The organism is Janthinobacterium sp. TND4EL3, assembly GCF_900156175.1.
In the GTDB taxonomy this organism is placed as follows: domain Bacteria; phylum Pseudomonadota; class Gammaproteobacteria; order Burkholderiales; family Burkholderiaceae_D; genus Janthinobacterium.
Genome location: NZ_FTMV01000001.1, coordinates 174,614 through 201,156 on the forward strand (window position 1 = coordinate 174,614; position 26,543 = coordinate 201,156).

Consider the following 26,543-nt stretch of genomic DNA (forward strand, 5'->3'; position numbering starts at 1 on the left):
CTAAGGCTCGAACCTGTGCTTCCTTGTTCTTCTCATTTATTTTTATTAATGACGTCGATGAACACGGCCGCCAGCAGCACCAGGCCCTTGATCACCTGCTGGTAATCGATGCCGATGCCCATGATGGACATGCCGTTGTTCATCACGCCCATGATGAAGGCGCCGATGACGGCTCCCATCACCTTGCCCACGCCGCCCGAGGCCGAGGCGCCGCCGATGAAGCAGGCGGCGATCACGTCCAGCTCGAAGCCCGTGCCGGCCTTCGGCGTGGCCGTGTTCAGGCGTGCCGCGAAGATCAGGCCGGCCAGCGCGGCCAGCATGCCCATGTTGACGAAGGTGTAGAAGCTGACCCGTTCCGTCTTGATGCCGGACAGGCGCGCCGCCTTCTCGTTGCCGCCCACGGCGTACACGCGGCGGCCCAGCACGGTGCGGTTGGTGATGAAGGTGTAGGCGACGATGAGCAGCGACATCACGGCCAGCACGTTGGGAAAGCCGCGGTACGACGCCAGCAGGTAGCTGAAATACACCATCACGGCGGCAAACACGCCGTTTTTCAGCAGGAAGAAGGCGCGCGGCTCGTTTTCCATGCCGTGTTTCAGTTGCTTGGCGCGGCTGCGCAGCGAGGTGACGATCAGCGCCGCGGCGGCGATCACGCCCAGCAGCAGCGACAGGCCGCGCAGGTTTTCGCCGCCGAACGGATCGGGCAAAAAGCCCGAGCTGAGCATCTGGAAGCCTTCCGGGAAGGGACCGACCGACTGGCCCGCCAGCAGCGCCAGGGTCAGGCCCTTGAAGACCAGCATGCCGGCCAGGGTGACGATGAAGGACGGGATTTTAAAGAAGGCGACGAAATAGCCTTGCGCGCCGCCGATGACGGCGCCGGCCAGCAGGCAGAGGATGCTGGCGGCGACAAAGTTCATCTCGTAGTTGACGATCAAGACCGCCGCCAGCGCGCCGACGAAGCCGACCACCGAGCCGACGGACAAATCGATATGGCCGGCCACGATGACCATCAGCATGCCCAGCGCCATGATGACGATGTAGCTGTTTTGCAGCACCAGGTTCGTCAGGTTCAGCGGCTGCATCAGGGTGCCATCCGTCATGTACTGGAAAAATCCCATGATGACGATCAGCGAGAGCAGCATGCCGTAGTCGCGCATATTGTTCTTCAAAAAGCCGGCGTAGCTTTTCGCTGCCGGTGCGGCCGCTGGCACTGCTCCCGCTGGCGCGCCTGCTGTCAATTTATTGTCCATTGTTTTCTCCGTGTGTAACGATCGCGCGCATGATGCGCTCCTGCGATGCTTCTGCCGCGCTCAGTTCTGCCGCGAAGCGGCCTTCGTTCATGACATAGATCCGGTCGCACATGCCCAGCAATTCCGGCATTTCCGAGGAAATCATGATGATGCATTTGCCTTCGGCGGCCAGGTCGCTGATGATGCTGTAGATCTCGTACTTGGCGCCCACGTCGATGCCGCGGCTCGGTTCATCGAGGATCAGCACGTCGGGGCGCGAAAACAGCCACTTCGCCAGCACCACTTTCTGCTGATTGCCGCCGGACAGATTGACCACCTTCTGCGCCACGCTCGAGCAGCGGGTCTTGAGCTTGCGGCGGAACTCCTCGGCCACGCCGAATTCACGCTGCTCGTCGATCACCATGTGTTTCGAAATCGCGTCCAGGTTGGCCAGGCTGGTGTTCTTCTGGATGTCTTCCTCGAGGATCAGGCCCAGGCCCTTGCGGTCTTCCGTGACATACGCGAGGCCGTGCGCGATCGCCTTGCCGATGGTGCTGACGTCGATTTCCTGACCATGTTTGAGCACCGTGCCGCTGATGCGCTGGCCGTAGGCGCGCCCGAAAATGCTCATCGCCAGTTCCGTGCGCCCGGAGCCCATCAAGCCGGCGATGCCGATGATCTCGCCCTTTTTCGCGTGCATATTGATGCCCTTGATGACGGGGCGGTCGGCATGCTCGGGATGGAAGACGCGCCAGTCGCGCACTTCGAAAATGGTCTCGCCGATGCTGGGCGTGCGCGGCGGATAGCGGTCGGCCATTTCGCGCCCGACCATTTTTTCGATGATGCGGTCTTCGCTGACGGGCTCCGTGCGGCAGTCGAAACTGTCGACCGTGTTCCCGTCGCGCAGCACCGTGATGGCGTCGGCGACCCGTGAAATTTCATTGAGCTTGTGCGAAATCAGGATCGAGGCGATGCCCTGGGCTTTCAGACCCAGCAGCAGGTCGAGCAGGGCCGCGCTGTCGCTTTCGTTCAGGCTGGCCGTCGGCTCGTCGAGGATCAAGAGCTTGACGTCCTTGCACAGCGCCTTGGCGATTTCGATCAGCTGTTGCTTGCCCACGCCCAGGTTGGTGATCAGGGTGTCGGGGGACTCCTTCAGGCCGACCTTGTGCAGCAGTTCGCGTGTCTTCGCTTGCGCGTATTCCCAGTCGATGACGCCCATGCGGGACGGTTCGTTGCCGAGGAAGATATTCTCGGCGATCGACAGCTGGGGCACCAGCGCCAGTTCCTGGTGGATGATGATGATGCCGATTTCTTCGCTGTCCTTGATGCCGCGGAAGTGCCGCGTCTGGCCCAGGTAATCGATGTCGCCCGTATAGCTGCCATGGCCGTAGACGCCGCTCAGCACTTTCATCAGGGTCGATTTGCCGGCGCCGTTTTCGCCGACGATGGCGTGGATCTCGCCGCTGCGTACCCGCAGGTTGACATTGTCGAGCGCAACGACGCCCGGGAATGTTTTGCGTATCCCGCGCATTTCCAGGATAGTGTTCGTCATATAACCTCTCTGGCACGGCCGCGCTGGTGGGCAGCGGTCGTGCGGCAGTCTTGTTCTTGATCGTGCGTGAAGCGAAAGGCCCGGCAGTGCCGGGCCTTCAGTACCTTGGATGCTTATTTCACTTGCGCTTCCGTGTAGTAGCCGCTGCCGGTGACGAGCACCTGCTTCCAGTTCGCCTTGTCGACGGTGACCGGTTTCAACAGGTAGGACGGCACGACCTTCACGCCGTTGTTATAGGTCTTGGTATCGTTGACGGCCGGCGTCTTGCCGCTCATCATCGCGTCGACCATATTGGCCGTGACCTTGGCCAGTTCGCGCGTGTCCTTGAACACGGTCGATGCCTGTTCGCCGCGGATGATCGATTTCACCGACGGAATTTCCGCATCCTGGCCCGTCACGACGGGGAACGGCTGTTTCGGCGTGCCGTAGCCGACGCCCTTGAGCGAGGACAGGATGCCGATGCTCAAGCCGTCATACGGCGACAGCACCGCGTCGACGCGCGCATTGCCGTAGTAGGCGCTGAGCAGGTTGTCCATGCGGGCCTGCGCCACGGCGCCGTCCCAGCGCAGCGTGGCGACCTTGTCCATGCCCATCTGCTTCGAGCGCACCACCAGCTTGCCGCTGTCGATGTATGGTTTCAGGACCGACAGCGCGCCGTTGTAGAAGAAGTGCGCATTGTTGTCGTCTGCCGAGCCGCCGAACAGTTCGATATTGAACGGACCCTTGCCTTCCTTGAGTTTCAGCGCCGATTCGATATAGCCCGCTTGCAGCACGCCGACCTGGAAGTTGTCGAATGTGGCGTAGTAATCGATGTTTTTCGTGCCGCGGATCAGACGGTCATACGAAATGACCTTGATGCCCTTGTCGGCCGCCTTTTGCAGCACGTTCGACAAGGTGGTGCCGTCGATGGCGGCGATCACCAGCACCTTGGCGCCCTTGGTGATCATGTTTTCCACCTGCGCCAGCTGGTTCGGGATATCGTCGTCGGCAAACTGCAAGTCCGTCTTGTAGCCGCGCTCCTTGAATACCTTGACCATGTTGTCGCCATCGGCGATCCAGCGCATCGAGGATTTGGTCGGCATCGAAATGCCGATGGCGCCCTTGTCTGCGGCATTCGCCATGGGAGTGACTGCCATGCCGGACGTCGCCAGCACCAGGCTAGCGGCCAGCATTTTCATTGTTGTTTTCATTTCGGGTCTCCACCGTCTTTTGAGTGTGAATGTGCGGGCGTCGCGGTCTCTGTGGGCCGGCTCCGTGCCGATGGCCGCATCTGGGCCACGGCTGATACTAGTTTGTCCATACCAAGCCCACCAATCACTTTTTTCGCATCGCCGATATCCAAAACGGTATCGCTGATCCGATTGATGCGATGCGCAAAAGGGCCTGCCCCAGATGCGTGAAAGGACGCCTGCGCAGGGCTTTATCCAGGCACTTTTTGGTGCGCCGCAATACCAATAATCATCATCCAATTTGGTGATTTTCGTAATTGCGGTGCCCCATGGCGGCGCGCAGAATCGGTCCGAACTTGAAGACCGGCCATCCCGTCACGACCTTTTGAAAGCTTGCCATGCAGCCGATTTCCCCCGCCTCCCTGTTGCCCGCCGACCTGGCGCAGGCCCTCCTCGTCGGCCGTCTCTGGCGCGACGGCCCCTGCGTCGTCGCCGTGCGCGGCGGCGAGGTGGTCGACATCACGCAGACGGTGGCGACGGTGGCCGAGCTGTTCGAACGCAGCGATGCGCTCGATATCGCCCGCCATGCGCCCGGCATCGCGCTCGGCCCCGTGCAGGCGCTGCTGGATCAGGCGCTGGCCGCGCCGGCCGGCGAGCCTTTGCTGCTGGCGCCGTGCGACCTGCAGGCCGTGAAGGCCTGCGGCGTGACCTTCGCCGTCAGCTTGTTGGAACGGGTGATCGAGGAACAGGCGGGTGGCGACGCGGCGCGCGCCGCGAGCTTGCGCACTGCGCTGCAAATGACCCTGGGCGGCGATTTGTCGGCCTTGAAACCCGGCTCGGAGGCGGCGCAGCGCCTGAAACAGCAGCTGCAGCAGCGCGGCGCCTGGTCGCAATACATGGAAGTGGGTATCGGTCCCGATGCGGAAGTGTTTACCAAGGCGCAGCCGATGTCGTCGGTGGGCTGCGGCGCGCAGGTGGGCTTGCTGCCATCGTCCGCCTGGAACAACCCGGAGCCGGAGATCGTCCTGGCTGTCAACAGCCGCGGCGAGGTGCTGGGGGCGACCTTGGGCAACGACGTCAACCTGCGCGATATCGAAGGGCGCAGCGCCCTCTTGCTGGGCAAGGCCAAGGATAACAACGGCTCCTGCGCCATCGGCCCCTTCATCCGCCTGTTCGACGAAGGCTTTACGCTCGACACCGTGCGCCAGGCGGAAGTGTCGCTGCTGATCGAGGGCGGGGACGACGGCTTTGTGCTCGAAGGCGCCAGCTTCATGCGTGAGATCAGCCGCGACCCGCTCGACCTGGTGCGCCAGACGGCAGGCCAGTACCACCAATACCCGGACGGCTTCATGCTGTTCCTGGGGACCATGTTCTCGCCCGTGAAGGACCGTGGCGCGCAGGGTGGCGGCTTCACGCACCACCTGGGCGACCGCGTGACGATTGCCAGCGCCGCGCTGGGCGCGCTGGTCAACGAAGTGCAGCGCTGCGATGCGATTGCCCCCTGGACGTTCGGCGTGCGCGCGCTGTACCAGAACCTGGCCCGCCGCGGTTTGCTTTAATTATTTATTAACTTCGAACCTTTAACAAAACCGTAGCGAGCGGATGAGAGTTGTGGCTGAGAAGCGGAGCTGTGCGCATGCACAGTGAGCATCGGAGGCCGCAAATCTCGACGCGCAGTAGGTTTGGTTAAGCGTTCCTAAAAAGAGAGATACCATGCAGCATGCAACTTACCCCAGCCTGGCAGGCCAGCGCGTCGTCATCACGGGCGGCGGCACCGGCATCGGCGTGGCCATCGTCGAGGCGTTCGCGCGCCAGGGCGCCCACGTCACCTTCCTCGACATCGCCCGCGAAGCGTCGCTGGCGCTGCAGGAAAAGCTGGCCCACCTGCCGCAGCCGCCCGTGTTCCGCTATTGCGACCTGACGGACCTGGCAGCCCTGGCCGCCACCTTCGCCGAGATTGAACACAGCGCGGGCGCCACGGATATCCTCATCAACAACGCGGCCAATGACGACCGCCACCAGCTGCAGGACGTCACGCCCGTCTACTGGGACGAGCGCATGGCCGTCAACCTGCGCCACCAGTATTTCTGCGCCCAGGCAGTGGCGCCGGCCATGCGCGCCAAGGGCAGCGGCGTGATCCTCAACCTGGGCTCGATTTCCTGGCACCTGGCGCAGGCCAACCTGTCGATCTACATGACGGCGAAAGCCGGCATCGAGGGCCTGACGCGCGGCTTGGCGCGCGACCTGGGTGCCGACGGCATCCGCGTCAACTGCATCATTCCCGGCGCCGTGCGTACGCCGCGCCAGGAGCGGCTGTGGCATACGCCGGAAGCGGAAGCCGTGATCCTGCAGGGACAATGCCTGCAGCTGCGCGTGGAGCCGGAAGACGTGGCGGCGCTGGCGCTGTTCCTCGCGTCCGACAACGCGGCCAAGTGCGCGGGACGCGAATACTATGTCGACGCAGGCTGGTACGGCGCATGAGCACCCCAGGCAACCGCCAGGCGCGGCGCTTCCGCTCGCAGGACTGGTTCGACAATCCCGACCACATCGACATGACGGCGCTGTACCTCGAGCGCTTCATGAACTACGGTATCACGGCCGAGGAACTGCGTTCGGGCCGGCCCATCATCGGCATTGCGCAAAGCGGCAGCGATATCAGTCCCTGCAACCGCATCCACCTGGAGCTGGCCCAGCGCGTGCGCGACGGCATCCGCGACGCGGGCGGCATCCCGATGGAATTCCCGCTGCACCCGATTTTCGAGAACTGCCGCCGTCCCACGGCCGCGCTGGACCGCAACCTCGCGTATCTGGGTCTGGTGGAAATCCTGCATGGCTATCCGATCGACGCCGTGGTGCTGACGACGGGCTGCGACAAGACCACGCCGGCGCAATTGATGGCCGCCGCCACGGTGGACATTCCCGCCATCGTGCTGTCGGGCGGCCCCATGCTTGACGGCTGGATGGACGGCGAACTGGTCGGCTCCGGCGCGGCCATCTGGAAGGGCCGCCGCCAGCTGTCCGCCGGCTTGATCGACAATGACAAATTCCTGCAGATCGCCGCCGCCTCGGCGCCGTCGGCCGGCCACTGCAACACGATGGGCACGGCATCGACCATGAATGCGCTGGCCGAGGCGCTGGGCATGTCCCTGACGGGCTGCTCGGCCATCCCCGCGCCGTACCGCGAGCGTGGCCAGATCGCCTATGCAACGGGGCGCCGCATCGTCGACATGGCGTTCGAGGACGTCCGTCCTTCAAGCATCCTCACGCGCGAGGCCTTCCTGGACGCCATCATCGTCAACGCGGCCATCGGCGGCTCCACCAACGCCCAGCCGCACCTGATGGCCATGGCGCGCCATGCGGGCGTGGCATTGCACTCGAGCGACTGGATGGCGCACGGCTACGACGTGCCGCTGCTGTTGAACATGCAGCCGGCCGGGAAGTATCTGGGCGAGCGCTTCCACCGCGCCGGCGGCGTGCCGGCCGTGATGTGGGAGCTGCAGCAGGCGGGCCTGCTGCACGCGGACCGCTTGACGGTCACTGGCCAGAGCATGGCGGCCAACTTGCAAGGCCGCGAGAGCGCGGACCGCGAGATGATCCGCCCGTTTGCCGCGCCGCTGAAGGAAAAGGCCGGTTTCATGGCCTTGCAGGGCAACCTGTTCGACTTCGCCATCATGAAGACCAGCGTGATCTCGCCCGCTTTCCGCGAGCGCTACCTTTCGCGCCCCGGCAGCGAGGGCGTGTTCGAGGCGCGCGCCATCGTCTTTGACGGTTCAAGCGACTATCACGCGCGCATCAACGACCCGGCGCTCAATATCGACGACAGCTGCATGCTGGTCATGCGCGGCGCCGGTCCCGTGGGCTGGCCCGGTTCGGCCGAGGTGGTCAACATGCAGCCGCCCGACGCCTTGCTGAAGGCCGGCATTTTGAACCTGCCAACCCTGGGCGACGGGCGCCAGTCGGGCACCTCGGACAGCCCCTCGATCCTGAACGCGTCGCCGGAAAGCGCCGTCGGCGGCGGCCTGGCGCTGTTGCGCACGGGCGACATCATCCGCGTGGACCTGAACGGGGGCCAGTGCGGCATGCTGGTTGATGCACAGGAACTGGCGCGCCGCGCCCAGGAACTGCCGCCGCCCGTCAACGACAGCGCCACGCCGTGGCAGGAAATCTACCGCGCCAGCGTGGGCCAGCTCGAAACGGGCGCCTGCATGGAACTGGCCCTGAAATACCGCGCCGTGGGCCAGACCCTGCCGCGTCACAACCATTAGCAGTCGCAGCACGTAGGTCGGGTTAGCGCTGCGCGCGTAACCCGACGTGATTTTAGAAGTACCCCGCAGTTCAAAAAACGTTGTTAATAAAATCCACAAGGAGACACACAATGAACAAGATCATCAGTGCAGCCATCATGACCGCCATGCTGGCATTGAGCAGCAGCGCCGCCCTGGCCGATGCGAAAAACCCGAAGATCGGTTTTTCCATCGACGACTTGCGCGTGGAACGCTGGACGCGCGACCGCGATTTCTTCATCGCCGCCGCCGAAAAGCAGGGCGCCAAGGTCTTCGTGCAGTCGGCCGACGCCAGCGAGCAGCGCCAGATTTCGCAGATCGAAAACCTGATCTCGCGCGGCGTGGATGTGCTGGTGATCGTGCCGTTCAACGCCACGGTGCTCAACAACACCGTCAAGGAAGCGAAAAAGGCCGGCATCAAGGTGCTGTCGTATGACCGCCTGATCCTGAACGCCGATATCGATGCGTATATCTCGTTCGACAACGAGAAAGTGGGCGAAATGCAGGCCGAAGGCGTGACCAAGCTGCAGCCGAAGGGCAATTACTATTTGCTGGGCGGTTCGCCGACCGACAACAACGCCAAGATGCTGCGCGAAGGCCAGATGAAGGTGCTCAAACCGTTCATCGACAAGGGCGACATCAAGATCGTCGGCCAGCAGTGGGTGAAGGACTGGAGCGCCACCGAAGCGCTGTCCATCGTGGAAAACGCGCTGACGGCCAACGGCAACAAGATCGACGCCATCGTCGCCTCGAACGACGGCACGGCCGGCGGCGCCATCCAGGCCCTGGCCGCGCAAAAACTGGCCGGCAAGGTGCCTGTCTCGGGCCAGGACGCCGATCTGGCGGCGGTCAAACGCGTCATCGCCGGCACGCAGTCGATGACCGTCTACAAACCCCTGAAAACCATCGCCGCCGAAGCGGCCAAGCTGGCCGTGCAACTGGCACGCAATGAAAAGCCGGCCTACAACTCCAGCTATGACAACGGCCTGAAAAAAGTCAGCACCGTGCTGCTCAAACCCACGCCCTTGACCAAGGCGAATGTGAACATTCTCGTCGACGACGGCTTCTATACCAAGGCGCAGCTGGCTAATTAAGTGGTGGTGTCGGGTTACGCGCTGCGCGCTAACCCGACCTACGCCTTCTTCCTGGTCAATGAATGTGAGCTCAGATGTCTGAATTTTTGCTTGAAATGAAAGGCATCGTCAAACAGTTTGGCGGTGTCCGCGCGCTCGACGGCATCGACCTCCAGGTGCGGGCCGGCGAGTGCATCGGCTTGTGCGGCGAGAATGGCGCCGGCAAGTCGACCCTGATGAAGGTGCTTTCCGGCGTGTACCCGCACGGCACCTGGGACGGCGAGATCCTGTGGGATGGCCAGCCCCTGCGCGCGCAATCGATCCGCGACACGGAAGACGCGGGCATCATCATCATCCACCAGGAACTGATGCTGGTGCCGCAGTTGTCCGTGGCCGAGAATATCTTCATGGGCCGCGAGCTTACCTTGCCCGGCGGGCGCATGCATTACGCGGCCATGTACAAGCGCGCCGACGAGCTGCTGCGCGAATTGAAGATACCCGAGCTGAACGTGGCGATGCCGGTCATGAACTATGGCGGCGGCCACCAGCAGCTGGTGGAAATCGCCAAGGCGCTCAACAAGAACGCGCGATTGCTGATACTCGACGAGCCGTCGTCGTCGCTGACGGCCTCGGAAATCGCCGTGCTGCTCGATATCCTGCGCGCGCTGAAGGCCAAGGGCGTCACCTGCATCTACATTTCTCACAAGCTCGATGAAGTGGCGGCCATCTGCGACACCATCGTCGTCATCCGCGACGGCAAGCATATCGCCACCACGCCGATGGCGCAGATGAACGTCGAGCGCATCATCGCGCAAATGGTGGGCCGCGAAATGAGCCAGCTGTATCCGCAGCGCTCGCCTGAGAAAAAAGGCGCCATCGGCGAAGTGCTGTTCGAGGCGCGCCACGTGACGTGCATCGACGCCGACAACCCGCAGCGCAAGCGGGTCGACGATGTGTCGTTCACCCTGCGCAAGGGCGAGATCCTCGGCATCGCCGGCCTGGTGGGGGCAGGGCGCACGGAGCTCGTCTCGGCCCTGTTCGGCGCCTACCAGGGGCCGTGCCAGGCCGAAGTGTGGCTCGATGGCCGCCGCATCGACACTTCGTCCCCGCAAAAGGCGATTTCCATGGGCCTGGCCATGGTGCCGGAAGACCGCAAGCACCACGGCATCGTGCCGGATCTGGACGTGGGGCAGAACATCACCCTGGCCGTGCTGGAGGAATTTGCGCGCGCCACGCGCATCGATGGCGAGGCGGAATTGAAGGCCGTGCGCGGCGAGATCGCGCAGCTGGAACTGAAGGCGGCCAGCCCGTCGCTGCCCATTACGAGCCTGTCGGGCGGCAACCAGCAAAAGGCCGTGCTGGCCAAGATGCTGCTGACGCGCCCGCGCGTGCTGATCCTCGACGAGCCCACGCGCGGCGTGGACGTAGGCGCCAAATATGAAATCTACAAACTGATGCTGGCGCTGGCCGACCGGGGCGTGGCCATCATCATGGTCTCGTCGGAACTGGCCGAAGTGCTGGGCGTGTCCGACCGCGTGCTGGTGATGGGCGAAGGCCGCCTGCGCGGCGACTTTATCAACGATGGCCTGAGCCAGGAAACCGTGCTGGCGGCGGCGCTGGACCAGCGCCCGGCGCCCGCCGCCAACACCGCAAACAAGGAACCCGCAGCATGAAACCGCACAGTATCAAACAGCTGTTCACCCAATACAAGATGCTGGCCCTGCTGATCGCCGTGGCGCTGATCTGGGCCTTCTTTTCGTGGAAAACGGAGGGCAGCTTCCTCACGCCGCGCAACCTGTCGAACCTGCTGCGCCAGATGTCCGTCACCGGCATCCTCGCCTGCGGCATGGTGCTGGTGATTATCGCCGGCGAGATCGACCTGTCGATCGGCTCCCTGCTGGGGCTACTCGGCGGCATCGCCGCCGTGCTGGACGTCACGCAGCACTGGCCGCTGGCGCTGAACCTGATGGCGGTGCTGGGCTGCGGCCTGGTGATCGGCCTCTTGAATGGCTACCTGACGGCGTACCGGGGCATCCCGTCCTTCATCGTCGGCCTGGGCGGCATGCTCGCGTATCGGGGCATCCTGCTGGGCATCACGGGCGGCATCACGATCGCGCCCGTCTCCGAGCCGATGGTCTACCTGGGGCAGGGCTACCTGCCCGCGGTGCCCGGCATCGTGCTGGGCATCGGCCTGTTCCTGCTGGCCGCCTTCCTGACGTGGCGCGCGCGCGCCAGCCGCGCGCAGCACGGCTTGCCGCAGACGGCGCCGTGGGCGGACGGCCTGCGCCTGGCCGTCATCGGCGCCGTGCTGTATGCCTTCGTGCGGACCCTGAACGGCTATGAAGGCATTCCGCTGCCCGTGCTGCTGCTGCTGGCCTTGCTGGGACTGTTCAGCTACATCACCAGCCAGACCGTGTTCGGCCGCCGCATCTACGCCGTCGGCAGCAATATGGAAGCGACGCGCCTGTCCGGCATCAACGTCAAAGCCGTCAAGCTGTGGATCTTCGGCATCATGGGCCTGATGTGCGCGCTCGCTGGCCTGATCAACACGGGCCGCCTGGCGGCCGGTTCGCCGTCGGCCGGCACCTTCAGCGAACTCGACGCCATCGCTGCCTGCTTCATCGGGGGCACCTCGATGCGCGGCGGCTCGGGCACCGTGTACGGCGCCCTGATCGGCGCGCTGGTCATGGCCAGCCTCGATAACGGCATGTCCATGCTGGACGTGGACACCTACTGGCAGATGATCGTGAAAGGCAGTATCCTCACCCTCGCCGTGTGGGTCGATGTCAGCACGCGAGCCGGACGCAGATAGCCGTGAAACGATCTGGCACGGGAGGAGACACCATGAAGATGCCGACCGCGCACCGGATCGCGCTGCTGTTTAACGGGAATAAAATCTACGACCGCGACATCATCGCGGGCATCGCCGCCTACCTGAACACCACGCGCGTGTCGTGGGACCTGTTCCTGGAAGAGGATTTCCGCTGCCGCCTGCCCGGCATCGAGCGCTGGCAGGGCGACGGCATCATCGCCGATTTCGACGATCCCGCCGTCTGCGCGGCGCTGTCAAACAGCCGCCTGCCCGTGGTGGCCGTGGGCGGCTCGTATGCGCGCGAGGACGATTACCCGGCCGGCATCCCGTATGTGGCGACCGATAATTTCAAGATCGTCAAGCTGGCCTATGAACACCTGGTGGTAGCGGGCCTGAGCCGCTTTGCCTGTTTCAGCCTGCCCGAGGCCGATGTCAACCGCTGGGCGCAGGAACGGGAAACAGCGTTTTGCGCCCTGATGGAGCGCGACCACATGCGCGCCGACGTGTACCGGGGCGTGGCCACCAGCGCGCCGTCTTGGGACGAGGCGGTGGAGCAGCAGATCGCCTGGCTCAACAGCCTGGAAAAGCCCGTCGGCATCATCGCCGTGAGCGATGCGCGCGCGCGCCAGCTGCTGCAAGCGTGCATGCACGCGGGGATCGCCGTGCCGGAGCAAGTGGCCCTGATCGGCATCGACAACGACCCGCTGGCACGCATGCTTACGCGCATTCCCTTGAGTTCCGTGATCCAGGGCACCGAGGAAATGGGCCGCACGGCCGCGCATTTGCTGCACCAGATGCTCAACGGCGCGCGCCTGTCCGGCACGCGCATCCTCGTGCCGCCGGCCGGCCTGAACGTGCTCGCGTCCACGCGCCACCAGCCCTTCCAGCATCCGCAGGTGATGCAGGCGCGCCACTTCATCCGCCAGTACGCCTGCCAGGGCATCAAGACGGAGCAGGTTGCCGATTACGTGGGCGTGTCGCGCTCTTCGCTCGAAGCGCACTTCCGCCACGAGCTGGGGCGCAGCGTGCACGACGAGATCCTGCATTTCAAGCTCGATGCGGCCAAGACCCTGCTGGCGCGCGGTCCGGGACAGGTGGCCGAGGTGGCCGTGCGTTGCGGCTTTACCACGGTGCAGTACATGCATGCGGTCTTCAAGCGCGAACTCGGCTGCACGCCGCGCGAATTCCAGCAGCGCAGCCGGCCGCCGCCAGCGCCCGGGCAGGCACCATGATGCATCTGCTGCGCAATGCGCGCGGCATGCGCGTGGCTATCGACGCGCACGATGCCAGCGTGCGGGCCTGGTGGGCGCCCGACCGTTATGGCCGCCTGGCCGACGTGCTGGGCGCGGCACCCTCTGCGGCGCACGCGTCCACGGGCTGGCGGTGCGACCCGCCGGACGACGGCTGCTTGCTGCTGCGCCTGGCGCAGGACGGCCTGTCGGTGCGACTGGCCTACCGGCTTGACGACGATGGCAGCCTGCACCTGGACTGCGCCGCCACGGCCGATGCGGTTTCCCGTTTTGCGCTTGCCGCGCCCCGCTTCAATCTGCAGGGCGGCCGCGCCGCCGTGGGCGACCATGTGCTGCGTCTGGCGGCGGACCGTTACCGGCCTTGGTCCGGCGGCTGCGCGGGCGACGCTGCGCTCGATGTGGCCGGCAGCGCGTTTGACTTCCGCCAGCCGGCGCCGCTCGCTTCGCGCCTGGCCTGGCCCGCGCTGGCGCAATCGGCGGGATTCCGGCATGACTTTTACTGGACGGGCAGCGGCCAGCTGCGCGAGGCGGCGCGGGTTGCCGACCCCGCCTCGGGCCGCGTCCTGCGTTTTTCCAGCACCCAGGACAGCTGCCATCTGTATTCCGATGCGCGCTGTTTTTCCCTGCTGGCGCAGGGCGTGCAATTGCAGCCGGGACAGGTGAAGCGGTTCCAGCTCGCCTACCGTTTGGGCGTGCAGGATATCGATGCGTTTGACATATCCGAACCGGTATCAATGATGTCAAATAAGTGATTGGTCAGATATGCGGGGCAGTTCTACCATGAGGTAGTTTTTCCCTCATTTATTTTTGCCCTTACCGACGCTGCGAACCTGCCCATGAACATACTCACCATCGATGCCGGCACCACCAATACGCGTACCTTGCTGTGGCGCGGCGGTGCCGTCGTCGCCCAGGCGCAGCTGGAAACGGGCGTGCGCAATACCGCCATCGATGGCCATAACGGCGCGCTGAAACAGGCGCTGCGCGACACCATCGCCAGCGTGCTGGCCAGCGCCGGCATCGCGCCGTCGGCCGTGGACCTGGCGCTCGCTTCGGGCATGATCAGTTCGCCCATGGGGGTACAGGAAGTGCCGCATTTGCCCGCGCCCGCCGGCCTGGCCCAGCTGGCCCAAGGCATGCATGCGGTGGACTTGCCCGACGTGCTGGCGCAGCCCCTGTGGCTGATTCCCGGCGTGCGCAACCAGCATGGCGCCGTCGGCCTGCATAACGTCGAAGCGATGGACATGATGCGCGGCGAAGAGACGGAAGTCGTCGCGCTGCTCGAGCGCCTGCAGTTGCGCGGCGCGGCGACCCTGATCATGCCCGGTTCGCATACCAAACTGATCAGCGTCGACGAGCAGCGCCGCATCCTCGGCTGCAGCACCACCATCGCCGGGGAATTGCTGCAGGCGATCACGCAGCACACCCTGATCAAGCAATCGGTCGATGGCGGTTTTGCCCAGACCCTGGTGCCGAAAATGCTGCTGGCCGGCGCGGCCGCGGCGCAAAAAACGGGGCTGGCGCGCGCCTGCTTCAGCGTGCGCACCCTGGGCCAGTTCAGCGCCATCGAATGCAACGAGCGGGCCAATTTCCTGATGGGCGCCGTCCTCAGCGGCGACCTGCTGGCGCTGCGCAACAGCACCGCCATCCAGATGCGGCCCGATACGCCGCTCGTCATTACCGGCAAGCCCATGCTGCGCCAGGCGCTCGGGCTGCTGATCGAGGAACACGGATTTTTTTATGGCAAGCGCATCATCGTCGACGACCAGCAGCAAGACCATCTGGCCGGTCACGGTGCGCTGCTGATCGCCGCCGCGCGCGGCTTGATTTCCCCGCAGGAGACCGTATGAGCAGCAACAAGAACAAGCGTCCCTTGCGTTCGCAAGCGTGGTTTGGCGGCGATGACAAGGACAGTTTCATTCACCGCAGCTGGATGAAGAACCAGGGTTATCCCGGCGACGCTTTCGATGGCCGTCCCGTCATCGGCATCTGCAATACCTGGTCCGAACTGACGCCCTGCAATGGCCATTTTCGCGACCTGGCCGAGATGGTCAAGCGCGGCGTGCTCGAAGCGGGCGGCTTTCCCGTCGAATTTCCCGTCATGTCACTGGGCGAGACGAATCTGCGCCCGACGGCCATGCTGTTCCGTAACCTGGCCAGCATGGATGTCGAGGAATCGATCCGCGCCAACCCGATCGACGGCGTGGTGCTGCTGACGGGCTGCGACAAGACCACACCGGCCTTGCTGATGGGCGCGGCCAGCGTGGATTTGCCCACCATCGTGCTGTCGGGCGGCCCCATGCTGAACGGGAATTACCGGGGCAAGCCGATCGGCTCGGGCACGGACGTGTGGAAGTTTTCCGAAGACGTGCGCGCCGGGCGCATGACCTCAAACGAATTCAAGCAGGCCGAATCGTGCATGTCGCGCTCCGCCGGCCACTGCATGACCATGGGCACGGCATCGACCATGGCCAGCATGGTCGAAGCGCTGGGCGTGACCCTGCCCGGCAACGCGGCCATTCCCGCCGTCGATGCGCGCCGCAAGCTGCAGGCGCAGCTGACGGGCCGGCGCATCGTCGACATGGTGCATGAAGACCTGAAACTGTCGCAGATCCTCACGCGCGAAGCGTTTGAAAACGCCATCATGGTCAATGGCGCCATCGGCGGCTCGACCAATGCCGTGATCCACCTGCTGGCCATTGCCGGGCGCATCGGCGTGGACATGCGCCTGGGCGACTGGGACCGCCTGGGCCGCGACATTCCCTGTTTGCTCAACCTGATGCCGTCGGGCCAGTACCTGATGGAAGACTTTTACTATGCTGGCGGCCTGCCCGTGATCATCCGCGACCTGCTGGGAAAATTGCATGGCGAGGCGCTCACCGTCACGGGCGCGACCATGGCCGTCAACGTGGCCGAGGCGGAAAATTTCAATCCCGAAGTAATCACGCCGCTGGCGCAGCCATTCAAGGACGAAGGCGGCATCGCCGTCCTGCAGGGCAACCTGGCCCCGCGCGGCGCCGTCATCAAGCCCTCGGCCGCCTCGCCCGAGCTGATGCAGCACCGTGGCCGCGCCGTCGTCTTCAACAGCATCGAGCATTACAAAAAGCGCGTCGACGATCCCGCGCTCGACATCGACGCCAGCTGCGTGATGGTGCTGCAAAATTGCGGCCCGCAGGGCTATCCGGGCATGGCCGAAGTGGGCAATATGGGATTGCCGAAAAAACTGCTGGAGCAGGGCGTGCGCGACATGGTGCGCATCTCGGACGCGCGCATGAGCGGCACGGCCTACGGCACGGTGGTGCTGCACGTGGCCCCGGAAGCGGCCGTGGGCGGGCCGCTGGCGCTGGTGCGCGACGGCGACATGATCGAACTGGACGTGGCGGGACGGCGCTTGCACCTGGACGTCGACGAGGCCGAGCTGGCGCGCCGGCGCGCCGAGTGGAGCGCGCCGCCACCGGCCATGAAGGGCGGCTACCAGTCCATGTACATCAAGCACGTGACGCAGGCCGACGAAGGCGCGGACCTCGATTTCCTCGTCGGCTGCCGCGGTTCGGCCGTTCCGCGCGAGTCACATTGATAACGCACGATCAAACCTGCTGCGCGTCGTCATTTGCGGCCTCGATGCTCACTGTGCTCAAGCACAGTTGCGCGTCTCGGCCACAACTGACTTCCGCTCGCGACGGTTTTATCATGCGTTAAGTTAATAAAGGAAAAATGATGGGGACACAGGCACAATTACTGGTCGATGCGCAGAATTTCCTGGGCGAGGGCGTGCGCTGGTGCGAACGCAGCGGCCGCGTTTTCTGGACGAATATCGAAGGCTGCCAGCTGCATGCGCTGGTGCTGGCCACGGGCGAACGCCAGCGTTGGGACATGCCCGAGCGCCTGGCCTGTTTCGCGCTGACGGAGCGCGACGACGTGCTGCTGCTGGGCCTGGCCTCGCGCCTGGCGTGGTTCGACGCGCGCAGCGGGGCCGTCACGCCCTTGCACACGGTGGAGGGCGACCTGCCCATGACGCGCCTGAATGATGGCCGCTGCGACCGCCAGGGACGCTTTGTCTTCGGCACGCTCGATGAACGCCCGTGCCGCGATGCCATCGCCAGCTTCTACCGCCTCAACCTGGACTTGAGCCTGGAACGGCTGCCGCTGCCGCAGATCGCCATCTCGAACAGCATCTGCTTCAGCGTCGATGGCAGGGCCATGTATTTCTGCGATTCGATGAAGAAGGCGATCTACCGCTGGGATGATTACCTGGGCGGCGACGCCAGCCGGGTGCGCGTGTTTGCCGTGCTCGATCCGGGGCCGGGTGCCGCCGACGGCGCCACCATCGATGCGGATGACCACTTGTGGAGCGCGCAGTGGGGCGCCGGCAGGGTCTTGCGCTTCGCGCCGGACGGCAGCGTCGAACGGGCGATAGCCTTGCCCGTCTCGCAGCCCAGCTGCGTGAGCCTGGGCGGCCCGCACTACGACGAATTGTTCGTCACGACGGCGCAGGAAAGCTTGACCCCGGCCCAGCTGGCGGGCGAACCGCTGGCCGGCGGATTGTTTCATGCGCGCCAGGTGGGCGTGCGCGGTTTGCCGGAAGTGCGCTTTGGCGCCCTGCCGGCCTGACAGGAGAGAGCAGATGCAAAAGCACGTGGTTTTCAATGGCATCCTCGATCGGGGCATGGTCGGTATCGTGCGCGCCGCCTCGCCCGATGCGGCGCTGCAGATCGCCGAGGCGTGCATCGCCGGCGGCATCACGGCGCTGGAAGTGGCGTTCACCACGCCCGATACCCTGGGCGTGCTGCGCACCTTGCGCGAACGCCACGGCCATGACGTGCTGCTGGGCGCGGGCACGGTGCTCGATACGGAGACGGCGCGCGCCGCCATCCTGGCCGGCGCCCAGTTCATCATTTCGCCCGGCGTGAACGTGGAAACCATTACACTGTGCCAGCGCTACCAGGTGCTGTCCATGCCGGGGGCGATGACGCCGACGGAGATCGTCACGGCCCTGCAGGCGGGCGCCGACATCGTCAAGGTCTTCCCCGCCGAGATGTTCGGCCCCGCCTACATCAAGGCCCTGCGCGCGCCCCTGCCGCAAGCGCCGCTGATGCCGACGGGCGGCGTGACGGTGGAGAACCTGCATGCATGGTTTGCCAGCGGCGCCGTGGCCGTGGGCATCGGCAGCAGCCTCAGTGGTCCGGGCGCCACGGGCGATTACGCGGCCGTGACGGCGCGCGCGCAGGCTTTTGTCGCGCAGATGGCGGCCGTGCGTGCGGCTAAGTCTTCTGGCTAAGTAATCCTCAGGAAATTATTGTCAATTTATGACGAACAGAACCGGATGCTATGCAAGGCGACTGCTGCGACGCAGTGCGAGCACTGCTAGCAGCGGGCAACGCCGCAGAGCGCCGATTATGGAAGTCAGAAATCACAATAATTTATTGGGGGTTACTTAACTCCCGGCGGGACGGGAATCTGCTACGCTAGACGGGCAATGTCGCACGCTTAACCACGACCCGAATATGCCCAACATCGCCCGCATCCTGCAAGACAGCCGCATCATCGCCATCGTCGGCATGTCCGACAAGCTCGAACGCGCCAGCCACGAGGTGGCCGATTACCTTCTACGGCATGGTTACCGCGTGCTGCCCGTCAATCCGGCCCTGGCCGGGCGCGACGTGCTGGGCCAGCGCGCCTATGCCACCCTGGCGGAGGCTGCGGCTGCCGTCGCGCCGGCGCGCATCGACATCGTCGACTGTTTCCGCAAGCCGGCGGATATCCTGCCCATCGCCGAGGAAGCCATCGCCGTCAAGGCGGGCTGTTTGTGGCTGCAGCTCGACGTCATCAACGAGCAGGCGGCGCAGCTGGCGCGGGCGGCGGGCCTGGAGGTGGTGATGGACCACTGCACAAAAATCGAGCACCGCAAGCTGGCGGTGGCGGCATGAAGGCGCGCACGCAATTTCGCGCCGGCCACGGTTTTGAACTGAACGAGGACTTCGCCGGCAAGCGCCTGCTGGGCGCCGCCACCAAGGCGGCCAACAAGAAGCTGACGCCGGCCCAGTGCAAGGCGCTGGACCGCGAGGAAACCGTGGCACTGACGGCGCAGATCGCCGAGTGCCAGAGCATGCTGTATGCGCAGCACAAAAAGAAGGTGTTGCTGGTCCTGCAGGGCATGGATACCTCGGGCAAGGATGGCACGGTGAAGGCCATCTTCAGCAATATCAACCCGATGGGCATCCGCGCCGTGGCGTTCAAGGGCCCGACCGATATCGAACTGGCGCACGACTACCTGTGGCGCGTGCACCAGCACGTGCCCGTCAAGGGCGAGATCGCCATCTTCAACCGCAGCCATTACGAGGATGTACTGATCACGCGCGTGCAGGACATGATCGACAAGGCCGAATGCCAGCGCCGCTACGCGCAGATCCGCGATTTCGAGCGCATGCTGAGCGAAACGGGCACCGTGATCCTGAAAGTCTTCCTGCATATTTCCAAGGACGAGCAGCGGGGGCGGCTGCAGGAGCGGCTCGACGATCCCGACCGTCAGTGGAAGTTCGATCCCAACGATATCGCCCAGCGCAAGAAGTGGGATGGCTACCAGCGCGCCTATGAAACGGCGATCCGCGAGACGGATGCCGATCACGCGCCGTGGTACGTGGTGCCATCCAATTCCAAGACGCAGCGTAACCTGGTGGTGGCCTCGCTGCTGCTGGAAACCCTGCAGGCGATGAAGCTCGGCTATCCGCCGCCGGACCCGAAACTGTCGTCTTTCAAGGTCGAGTAGAGGCGAGGGCCGTTCAACGCTGCGCCTGCGGAATCGGCCGCGCTGTGGCATAGTATCCCTCGTCGATAATTCAAACCAGACCGGAGATCCATATGCTGCAGTTGAAAGATCCTACCTTGTTGCGTCACCAGGCTTACGTGAATGGAGCCTGGATGGACGCCGATGGTGGCCAGACGATTAATGTGAGCAATCCCGCCACCGGCGAGCATATCGGCACGGTGCCCCTGATGGGCGCAGCCGAGACGCGCCGCGCCATCGAGGCGGCCAATGCCGCCTGGCCCGCCTGGCGCAAGAAGACGGCCAAGGAACGCGCGGCCGTGCTGCGCCGCTGGCATGACCTGATCCTGGAAAACGCCGACGACCTGGCGCTGATCATGACTACCGAGCAGGGCAAGCCCCTGCCGGAAGCGAAGGGCGAAGTGCAGTTCGGCGCCTCGTTCATCGAGTGGTTTGCCGAGGAAGGCAAGCGCGTGGCGGGCGATACGCTGCAGTCGCCATGGCCGGACCGCCGCCTGGTCATCACCAAGGAGCCGATTGGCGTGTGCGCCGCCATCACGCCGTGGAATTTCCCCGCCGCCATGATCACGCGCAAAGTCGGCCCGGCCTTGGCCGCCGGCTGCCCGATGGTCCTGAAGCCGGCCGAAGCGACGCCGTTTTCCGCGCTGGCGCTGGCCGTGCTGGCCGAGCGCGCGGGCGTGCCGGCCGGCGTGTTCAGCATCGTCACGGGCGCGCCGAAGGAGATTGGCGGCGAAATGACGTCGAACCCCATCGTGCGCAAACTGACGTTTACGGGTTCCACGCAAGTGGGCCGTTTGCTGGCGGAACAGTGCGCGCCGACGATCAAGAAACTGTCGCTGGAACTGGGCGGCAATGCGCCGTTCATCGTCTTCGACGACGCCGACCTGGATGCGGCCGTGGAAGGCGCCATCGCCTCGAAATACCGCAACGCAGGCCAGACCTGCGTGTGCGCCAACCGCCTGTACGTGCAGGACAGCGTGTATGAAGCGTTCGCCGAGAAACTGGTGGCGGCCGTGGCCAAGCTGAAGGTCGGCAATGGCATTGAGGCAGGCGTCACGCAAGGCCCGCTGATCGACGGCAAGGCCGTCGCCAAGGTGGAAGAGCACGTGGCCGATGCGCTGGGCAAGGGCGGTCGCCTGCTGGCCGGCGGCAAGCGCCATGCACTGGGCAATGGCTTCTTCGAGCCGACCATCATCGCCGACGTGACGAACGACATGCGCGTGGCCACCGAGGAAACCTTCGGGCCGCTGGCGCCCCTGTTCCGCTTCAAGACCGACGAAGAAGTCATCGCCCTGGCCAACAACACGGAATTTGGTCTGGCCGCCTACTTCTATTCGCGCGACATCGGCCGCATCTGGCGCGTGGCAGAAGGCCTGGAAACGGGCATGGTCGGCGTCAACACGGGCCTGATCTCGAACGAGATCGCCCCCTTCGGCGGCGTCAAGCAATCGGGCCTGGGCCGCGAAGGGTCGACCTACGGTATCGAGGATTATCTCGTCATCAAGTACATCTGCATGGGCGGCATCTAAGACCGCTTAACGCGAGCCGCGGCGCGCGGCGAGGCGGTCCAGCATGCCCTTGACCGCTTCCATCTGCGTGCCGCTCTTGCGGTAGAAATCCGGGTCGATCGGGTTGATGCTGGTGTAGCCCCAGAAATCCCAGCAGCCTTTCGGGTTGTACGGATAGACGGGGCTCGGTTCGGCCTGCGGATACAGCACGATGATCTTGTTGGCGTCCGCCACCTGGTTGTAGCCGGTGCCGGTATAGAAGCGGTCGCCGATGGCTTGCGTCGTTTGCAGGCAGCCGTGAAACACCACGTGCACGCGGCAGCTTTCGCTGTCGCAGGCTTTCGGGATGTAGGCATAGCCCGTATTGTTCATGCTGGAGTAGGCGTTCTGGATGAAGCTGCGCTGGTTGAAGGCGATCAGCTTGCCCGTCAGGGTGGTCGACGACGGTTGCAGGTCCGGGTACAGGTGCTGCAGGATGTCGCGCGCCTGGACGTAGTCGCAGTCGTTGATGAACGGCGATTCCGTTACGGCGCAAGGCTTGTCCTGATTGCTGTCGGTCAAAATGGCGTGGCCCGCGCCTAGCGTGTCGACGAAGCGGATCTGCGCCGCCGGCGTGCCTGCCAGTTGATAGAATTTTCCCACCTGTTCCACCACCGGCCGCGTCACGGTCTGGTCTTTCGTTCCGCTGAACAGATACACGCGCTGGCGTTTCAGGTTGGCCGTGTCGTCGATGAGACGGTCGCGCGCAAAATCGTTCGCCGCACGCAGCAATTCGCTGGCGACGGGCGGCGCCACCTGTGCGCTGCCTGGATTCATGCAGGTGGTCAGCGCATTCGTCAGGTAGGGAATATACGGGAAGCGGCCCGGCTGGCCCGAGCAGAAATACGGGCCGCCGGCGATGATGCCGGCGCCGGCGACGGTGGCCGAGTAGGCGACGGCAAACTGCGCCGCCATGAAGCCGCCCGAGGACAGGCCGGACACGGTGGTCTGGCTCAGGTCGGCCTGGTAGGTGGGCAGGGCGGGGGCGTCCTTGGTCGCGGCGGGCTTGACGGCTTTGGCAGCCGTGGCGGCGTGGGCGCTTGCTGGCGCCAGGATGAGCAGGCTGGCGGCCAGCAGGGCGGCGGGTATCGCGGTCAGGTGCGGGAAGGGCATGGCAACTCCACAAGGCAAGGGCAGGAAGGCCGAGCATAGGTAAAAAAACTGTGCTTTGGGAAAGTACTGCACGGTCGTTGATATCGCTCAAGCTATTGCTGTTGTCGGTCGTCTTGTACGCGTGCGCGGCGTTTGGCATAGAATGGTTTTTTTACTTTTCGACCATGGTGCCCTTCATGTCCAAGATCTTTGCCCAGCTGTTTGCGCTGACCACCCTTGCCGCCGGCACCAGCCTGGCCGTGCCCGCCCATGCCGCTGAAACCGCCGTCGCCGCGCCCGCTGCCTGCCCCGCCATCCTCAAGCAGACCTTCAACCGCCTGCAGGATGAAGCGCCGCAAAACCTGTGCCAGTACGCGGGCAAGGTCGTGCTGGTGGTCAATACGGCCAGTTATTGCGGTTTTACCAACCAGTATGAAGGGCTGGAAGCGCTGTACGCCAAGTACGGCAGCAAGGGCCTGGTGGTGCTGGGTTTCCCGTCGAACGATTTCGGCAAGCAGGAGCCGGGCAACAGCAAGGAAATCGCCGATTTCTGCTACAACACCTATGGCGTGAAGTTCCCCATGTTTTCGAAGTCCGTCGTCTCCGGCCCCAATCCGAACCCGCTGTATGTGGACCTGATCAAGCAGACGGGCAAGACCCCGGCCTGGAATTTCCATAAATACCTGATCGACCGCCACGGTAAAGTGGTGGAAAGCTTTCCCAGCAAGGTGACGCCGGACGACAAGAAGCTCGTTGGCGCGGTGGAAAAAGCGCTGGCGATGTAAGTTGCCGATACACAAGCAGGCTTGAGCGCCTGCTTTTTTTTAATGCCGTGCTTGTCGTCTTGCCATCATTGTCCTAAGCTGGATGTTCGTGTTTGTCAAAACAATCATCAAGGAGATCATCATGGCGTATGTCGATGGATTTGTGGTGCCCGTACCGAAAGCCAAGCTCGATGCCTACCTGGCCATGTCGCGCGCCTGCGGCGCCGTCTGGCGCGAGTATGGGGCGCTGGAATTTCGCGAATGCGTGGGTGACGATGTCAAGCCGGGCAAGCTGACTTCGTTCCCGCAGGCGGTGGACTTGCAGGATGGCGAAGTGGTGGTGTTTTCCTGGATCGTGTATGAGTCGCGCGCCAAGCGCGATGAAATCAACGACAAGGTCATGAAAGACCCGCGCCTGGCCGAGATGATGGACCCGGCCAAGCTGCCGTTCGATGGCAAGCGGATGATCTACGGCGGCTACGAGATGCGTGTGGATCTTTAAATAAGAGCAGCAGGCAGCGCCCCGCGCAGCGCATTGCAGACGACGATGGCCTCGGCGCGCGCCAGCATGGGGCGCGTGATGATGGTTTCCTGCGCATCCCAGGCAGGATCGGCCAGCATGGTTGCGCGCTGCACGCCGGGCAGCAGGCCGCAGGACAGGGGCGGCGTGTGCCAGCGGCCGTCCAGCCGGACGAAGACATTGCTGCGCCCGCCCTCCGTCAGCTCGCCCCGCTCGTTAAAGAACAGCATGTCGAAGCCCCCTTGCGCCTCGGCCGCGCGCCACGCCGCGTCATAGCGCGCGCGCACGCTGCTCTTGTGGCGCAGGAACAGGTCGTCTGCTGTGGTGGCGTCGGGCGCCAGCATGACGTTGACCGTCTCCGGCAAGGCGCTGAGGGCGCCGCTTTGCACCGTGAACCGGCCATCCTGGCGCAGCGCCAGGCGCAGGCGGAAGGGCGCATCGTCGGGGCGCGCGGCGCAGGCGGCCTGCAGCGCGGCGCGGGCCGCGTCCGCATCCCAGTGAAAACCGAAGTAGGCGCAGGAGGCGGCCAGGCGCGCCAGGTGGCGCTCCTGCTGGCGGCAGCCGCCGGCGCGGCTGGCGTGCAGGGTCTCGAACAGTTCGAAGTCGTTGCTCAGCCCCGTCAGGAAGCGGGCCTTGAGCTGGCATTCCGCAAATTCCTCGTGCGGGTCACTGTCGAGGACGATGCCGGCGCCTACGCCCATTTCGCCGCGCCGCAGGCCGCCGGGGCCAGCCGGTTGCAGGGCAAGCGTGCGGATGGGCACGGACATGCAAAAGTCGCCTACGGCGTGGGCCGCGCCGGCGGCCGGCGGATCGAACCAGCCGATGGCGCCCGTGTAGATGCCGCGTGGCGCCGGCTCCAGTTCGGCGATGATTTCCATGGTGCGGCGCTTGGGTGCGCCCGTGATCGAGCCGCACGGATACAAGGCCTGGAAGATGTCGGCCAGCGATGCATCGCCGCGCAAACGCGCCTGCACGGTGGACGTCATCTGCAGCACGCTGCTGTAGCGCGTCACCTGGAACAGGGCCGGTACCTTGACGGAGCCCGTGGCGGCGATGCGGCCGATGTCGTTGCGCAGCAGGTCGACGATCATCAGGTTTTCCGCGCGGTTCTTCGGGTCGCTGGCCAGGTCGGCGGCGCGGCGCGCGTTTTCGTCCGTTTGTTCAGGCGGGGCTGCCGGCGCCGTGCCTTTCATCGGGCGCGCCGTCAGTTCGCCCTGCGCATGGCGCACGAACAGCTCCGGCGACAGCGACAGCAGGGCGCCGCCGTCGGGCAGCATCACCAGCGCGCCATACGGCACGGGCTGGCGCGCGCGCAGCCGCGCATACAGGGCCAGGGGTGAGCCGAAGGCGTCGAAGCGCAAGCGATACGTATAGTTGACCTGATAAGTGTCGCCGGCCATGATGTAGTCGTGGATGTGTTGCAGTGCTTGCGTGAATTCGGCCTGATCCACATTGGCGCGGATATCTGCCACACCGGCCGGCGGGGCGTCCGCGTGGACGCGCGCGGCCAGCCACTGTGCCACGTCGTCCTGCGACAGCTGCGTGCAATGTTCGAAGACGAGCACCTGCGCCAGCGGCGGCGCATCTGGGCCAGGGGCGCGCGGCGGCATGGCCAGCAAGTGCGCGCCCAGCTCGTAGCTGCACACGCTGACGGCGTACTGGCCGCGATTTAAGGCCTCTTGCAGCCCCTCGAGCAGGGCTGGCCACTGCTCCCCCTTGCTGCACCGCAGGACCGCCGTCAGGCCCGTGTACAGGCGCGAAGCGGCGCCCGGGGTGCTGGCGTCGTCGAGCAGGGCGAAACAGTCGGTATGCATGGGGACAGCCGCGGCGGTGACTTACCCCAGCAGCATGGCGATTTGCAGCGCCGCTTCCTGGGATGGGTTGATCTTGAAGCCGCTCTTGGCGTAGCGGTGCCAGCGTCCGATGACGAAGCTGACGATCAGCGTGGCGCGCGCCGCCACTTCGCTTTCCTTGCCATGGCCTTCCGTGGCAGCCACGCGCAAGGCCTGCTTGAGCGCCAGTTCCACGCGGTCGTAGAACTGGTTCATGCGCACTTGCAGGCGCTCGTCTTCATTGACCAGGGCGTCGCCGATCAGCACGCGCGTCATGCCCGGATTGCTGATGGCGAAATTGAGCAGCATGCCGATGATATCGCGCGTCTGCGTCATGCCGTCGCTGTGCTTTTCCGCGATCTGGTTGATCAGGCCGAAGACGCTCGACTCGATGAATTCGATCAGCCCCTCGAACATTTGCGCCTTGCTGGCGAAATGGCGGTACAGGGCCGCTTCCGAGACGGCCAGTCTGGCCGCCAGCGCGGCTGTGGTGATCTTTTCGCCTTTCGGCTGCTCCAGCATTGCGGCGAGGGCCTGAAGAATTTGTAGCCTGCGTTGGCCCGGCGGTGTGCTTGCCATATTTTCTCTTGTCGTTAAAAAAATGCTGCCTTGATGGGGAGGTCCGTCACCGCCGCT

Annotated in this window: 23 protein-coding genes; 17 read left to right on the top strand and 6 right to left on the bottom strand. The window is 64.6% G+C overall.

Annotation, left to right across the window (positions count from 1 at the left end):
• Positions 1-32: 32 nt before the first annotated feature.
• From mmsB to chvE, 3 genes are all read right to left on the bottom strand, one after another.
• The gene (gene mmsB / locus BXA07_RS00785; RefSeq protein ID WP_076564782.1) at positions 33-1,250 is read right to left on the bottom strand and encodes a multiple monosaccharide ABC transporter permease; all 1,218 of its coding nucleotides are present in this window, start codon (positions 1,248-1,250) and stop codon (positions 33-35) included.
• A complete protein-coding gene (gene mmsA / locus BXA07_RS00790) occupies positions 1,240-2,781 on the bottom strand; it encodes a multiple monosaccharide ABC transporter ATP-binding protein (RefSeq protein WP_076564784.1) in 1,542 nt (513 codons plus the stop codon). The genes mmsB and mmsA overlap by 11 nt, the downstream gene beginning before the upstream one ends.
• A 113-nt stretch (positions 2,782-2,894) precedes the next feature.
• The gene (gene chvE / locus BXA07_RS00795; protein ID WP_076564785.1) at positions 2,895-3,971 is read right to left on the bottom strand and encodes a multiple monosaccharide ABC transporter substrate-binding protein; all 1,077 of its coding nucleotides are present in this window, start codon (positions 3,969-3,971) and stop codon (positions 2,895-2,897) included.
• A 377-nt stretch (positions 3,972-4,348) separates the two neighbouring features.
• On the opposite strand from chvE, the gene BXA07_RS00800 reads away from it, so the two are divergent.
• From BXA07_RS00800 to gabD, 15 genes are all read left to right on the top strand, one after another.
• Complete coding sequence (locus tag BXA07_RS00800) at positions 4,349-5,509, top strand: fumarylacetoacetate hydrolase family protein (RefSeq protein ID WP_076564787.1); 1,161 nt, start codon at positions 4,349-4,351, stop codon at positions 5,507-5,509.
• A 154-nt stretch (positions 5,510-5,663) separates the two neighbouring features.
• A complete protein-coding gene (locus tag BXA07_RS00805) occupies positions 5,664-6,431 on the top strand; it encodes a D-xylose 1-dehydrogenase (protein WP_076564788.1) in 768 nt (255 codons plus the stop codon).
• Positions 6,428-8,215, top strand: coding sequence for an IlvD/Edd family dehydratase (locus BXA07_RS00810; RefSeq protein WP_076564790.1), 1,788 nt, complete (start codon positions 6,428-6,430; stop codon positions 8,213-8,215). The genes BXA07_RS00805 and BXA07_RS00810 overlap by 4 nt, the downstream gene beginning before the upstream one ends.
• A 110-nt stretch (positions 8,216-8,325) precedes the next feature.
• Complete coding sequence (xylF, locus tag BXA07_RS00815; protein WP_076564791.1) at positions 8,326-9,327, top strand: D-xylose ABC transporter substrate-binding protein; 1,002 nt, start codon at positions 8,326-8,328, stop codon at positions 9,325-9,327.
• A 74-nt stretch (positions 9,328-9,401) separates the two neighbouring features.
• Positions 9,402-10,979: a D-xylose ABC transporter ATP-binding protein gene (gene xylG, locus BXA07_RS00820; RefSeq protein ID WP_076564793.1), complete on the top strand. Its 1,578-nt coding sequence runs from the start codon at positions 9,402-9,404 to the stop codon at positions 10,977-10,979.
• Positions 10,976-12,118: a sugar ABC transporter permease gene (locus BXA07_RS00825; RefSeq protein ID WP_070218947.1), complete on the top strand. Its 1,143-nt coding sequence runs from the start codon at positions 10,976-10,978 to the stop codon at positions 12,116-12,118. Before xylG ends, BXA07_RS00825 begins: the two co-directional genes overlap by 4 nt.
• Before the next feature lie 32 nt (positions 12,119-12,150).
• Positions 12,151-13,350 (top strand): XylR family transcriptional regulator, encoded by a 1,200-nt coding sequence (locus BXA07_RS00830; RefSeq protein WP_076564795.1) that lies wholly within the window; start codon positions 12,151-12,153, stop codon positions 13,348-13,350.
• Positions 13,347-14,120, top strand: coding sequence for an aldose epimerase family protein (locus BXA07_RS00835; RefSeq protein WP_083707978.1), 774 nt, complete (start codon positions 13,347-13,349; stop codon positions 14,118-14,120). Before BXA07_RS00830 ends, BXA07_RS00835 begins: the two co-directional genes overlap by 4 nt.
• An 84-nt stretch (positions 14,121-14,204) precedes the next feature.
• A complete protein-coding gene (locus tag BXA07_RS00840; protein ID WP_076564798.1) occupies positions 14,205-15,218 on the top strand; it encodes a 2-dehydro-3-deoxygalactonokinase in 1,014 nt (337 codons plus the stop codon).
• The gene (gene araD, locus BXA07_RS00845) at positions 15,215-16,945 is read left to right on the top strand and encodes an L-arabinonate dehydratase (protein ID WP_076564799.1); all 1,731 of its coding nucleotides are present in this window, start codon (positions 15,215-15,217) and stop codon (positions 16,943-16,945) included. Before BXA07_RS00840 ends, araD begins: the two co-directional genes overlap by 4 nt.
• A gap of 140 nt (positions 16,946-17,085) precedes the next feature.
• Entirely contained in the window at positions 17,086-17,979 is an 894-nt protein-coding gene (locus tag BXA07_RS00850; RefSeq protein WP_076564801.1) for an SMP-30/gluconolactonase/LRE family protein, read from the top strand.
• A 13-nt stretch (positions 17,980-17,992) separates the two neighbouring features.
• Positions 17,993-18,646: a bifunctional 2-keto-4-hydroxyglutarate aldolase/2-keto-3-deoxy-6-phosphogluconate aldolase gene (locus BXA07_RS00855; protein WP_076564803.1), complete on the top strand. Its 654-nt coding sequence runs from the start codon at positions 17,993-17,995 to the stop codon at positions 18,644-18,646.
• A 226-nt stretch (positions 18,647-18,872) separates the two neighbouring features.
• Entirely contained in the window at positions 18,873-19,295 is a 423-nt protein-coding gene (locus BXA07_RS00860) for a CoA-binding protein (protein ID WP_076564804.1), read from the top strand.
• A complete protein-coding gene (locus tag BXA07_RS00865; protein ID WP_076564806.1) occupies positions 19,292-20,134 on the top strand; it encodes a PPK2 family polyphosphate kinase in 843 nt (280 codons plus the stop codon). Before BXA07_RS00860 ends, BXA07_RS00865 begins: the two co-directional genes overlap by 4 nt.
• Before the next feature lie 92 nt (positions 20,135-20,226).
• The gene (gabD, locus tag BXA07_RS00870; protein ID WP_076564807.1) at positions 20,227-21,681 is read left to right on the top strand and encodes an NADP-dependent succinate-semialdehyde dehydrogenase; all 1,455 of its coding nucleotides are present in this window, start codon (positions 20,227-20,229) and stop codon (positions 21,679-21,681) included.
• A gap of 6 nt (positions 21,682-21,687) precedes the next feature.
• Here the strand turns inward: gabD and BXA07_RS00875 are convergent, their stop codons facing one another.
• The gene (locus BXA07_RS00875) at positions 21,688-22,812 is read right to left on the bottom strand and encodes an extracellular catalytic domain type 2 short-chain-length polyhydroxyalkanoate depolymerase (RefSeq protein ID WP_076564809.1); all 1,125 of its coding nucleotides are present in this window, start codon (positions 22,810-22,812) and stop codon (positions 21,688-21,690) included.
• Positions 22,813-22,988: 176 nt separating this feature from the next.
• On the opposite strand from BXA07_RS00875, the gene BXA07_RS00880 reads away from it, so the two are divergent.
• A complete protein-coding gene (locus BXA07_RS00880) occupies positions 22,989-23,576 on the top strand; it encodes a glutathione peroxidase (RefSeq protein ID WP_076565601.1) in 588 nt (195 codons plus the stop codon).
• Positions 23,577-23,697: 121 nt separating this feature from the next.
• Complete coding sequence (locus BXA07_RS00885) at positions 23,698-24,057, top strand: DUF1428 domain-containing protein (protein WP_076565604.1); 360 nt, start codon at positions 23,698-23,700, stop codon at positions 24,055-24,057.
• Here the strand turns inward: BXA07_RS00885 and pabB are convergent.
• Both pabB and slmA read right to left on the bottom strand, forming a co-directional pair.
• Complete coding sequence (gene pabB / locus BXA07_RS00890; protein WP_076564810.1) at positions 24,054-25,889, bottom strand: aminodeoxychorismate synthase component I; 1,836 nt, start codon at positions 25,887-25,889, stop codon at positions 24,054-24,056. The two genes, BXA07_RS00885 and pabB, sit on opposite strands and share 4 nt — an antisense overlap.
• Positions 25,890-25,910: 21 nt before the next feature.
• On the bottom strand, positions 25,911-26,486 hold the full coding sequence (slmA, locus tag BXA07_RS00895) for a nucleoid occlusion factor SlmA (protein WP_076564812.1): 576 nt from the start codon (positions 26,484-26,486) through the stop codon (positions 25,911-25,913).
• Positions 26,487-26,543 lie beyond the last annotated feature (57 nt).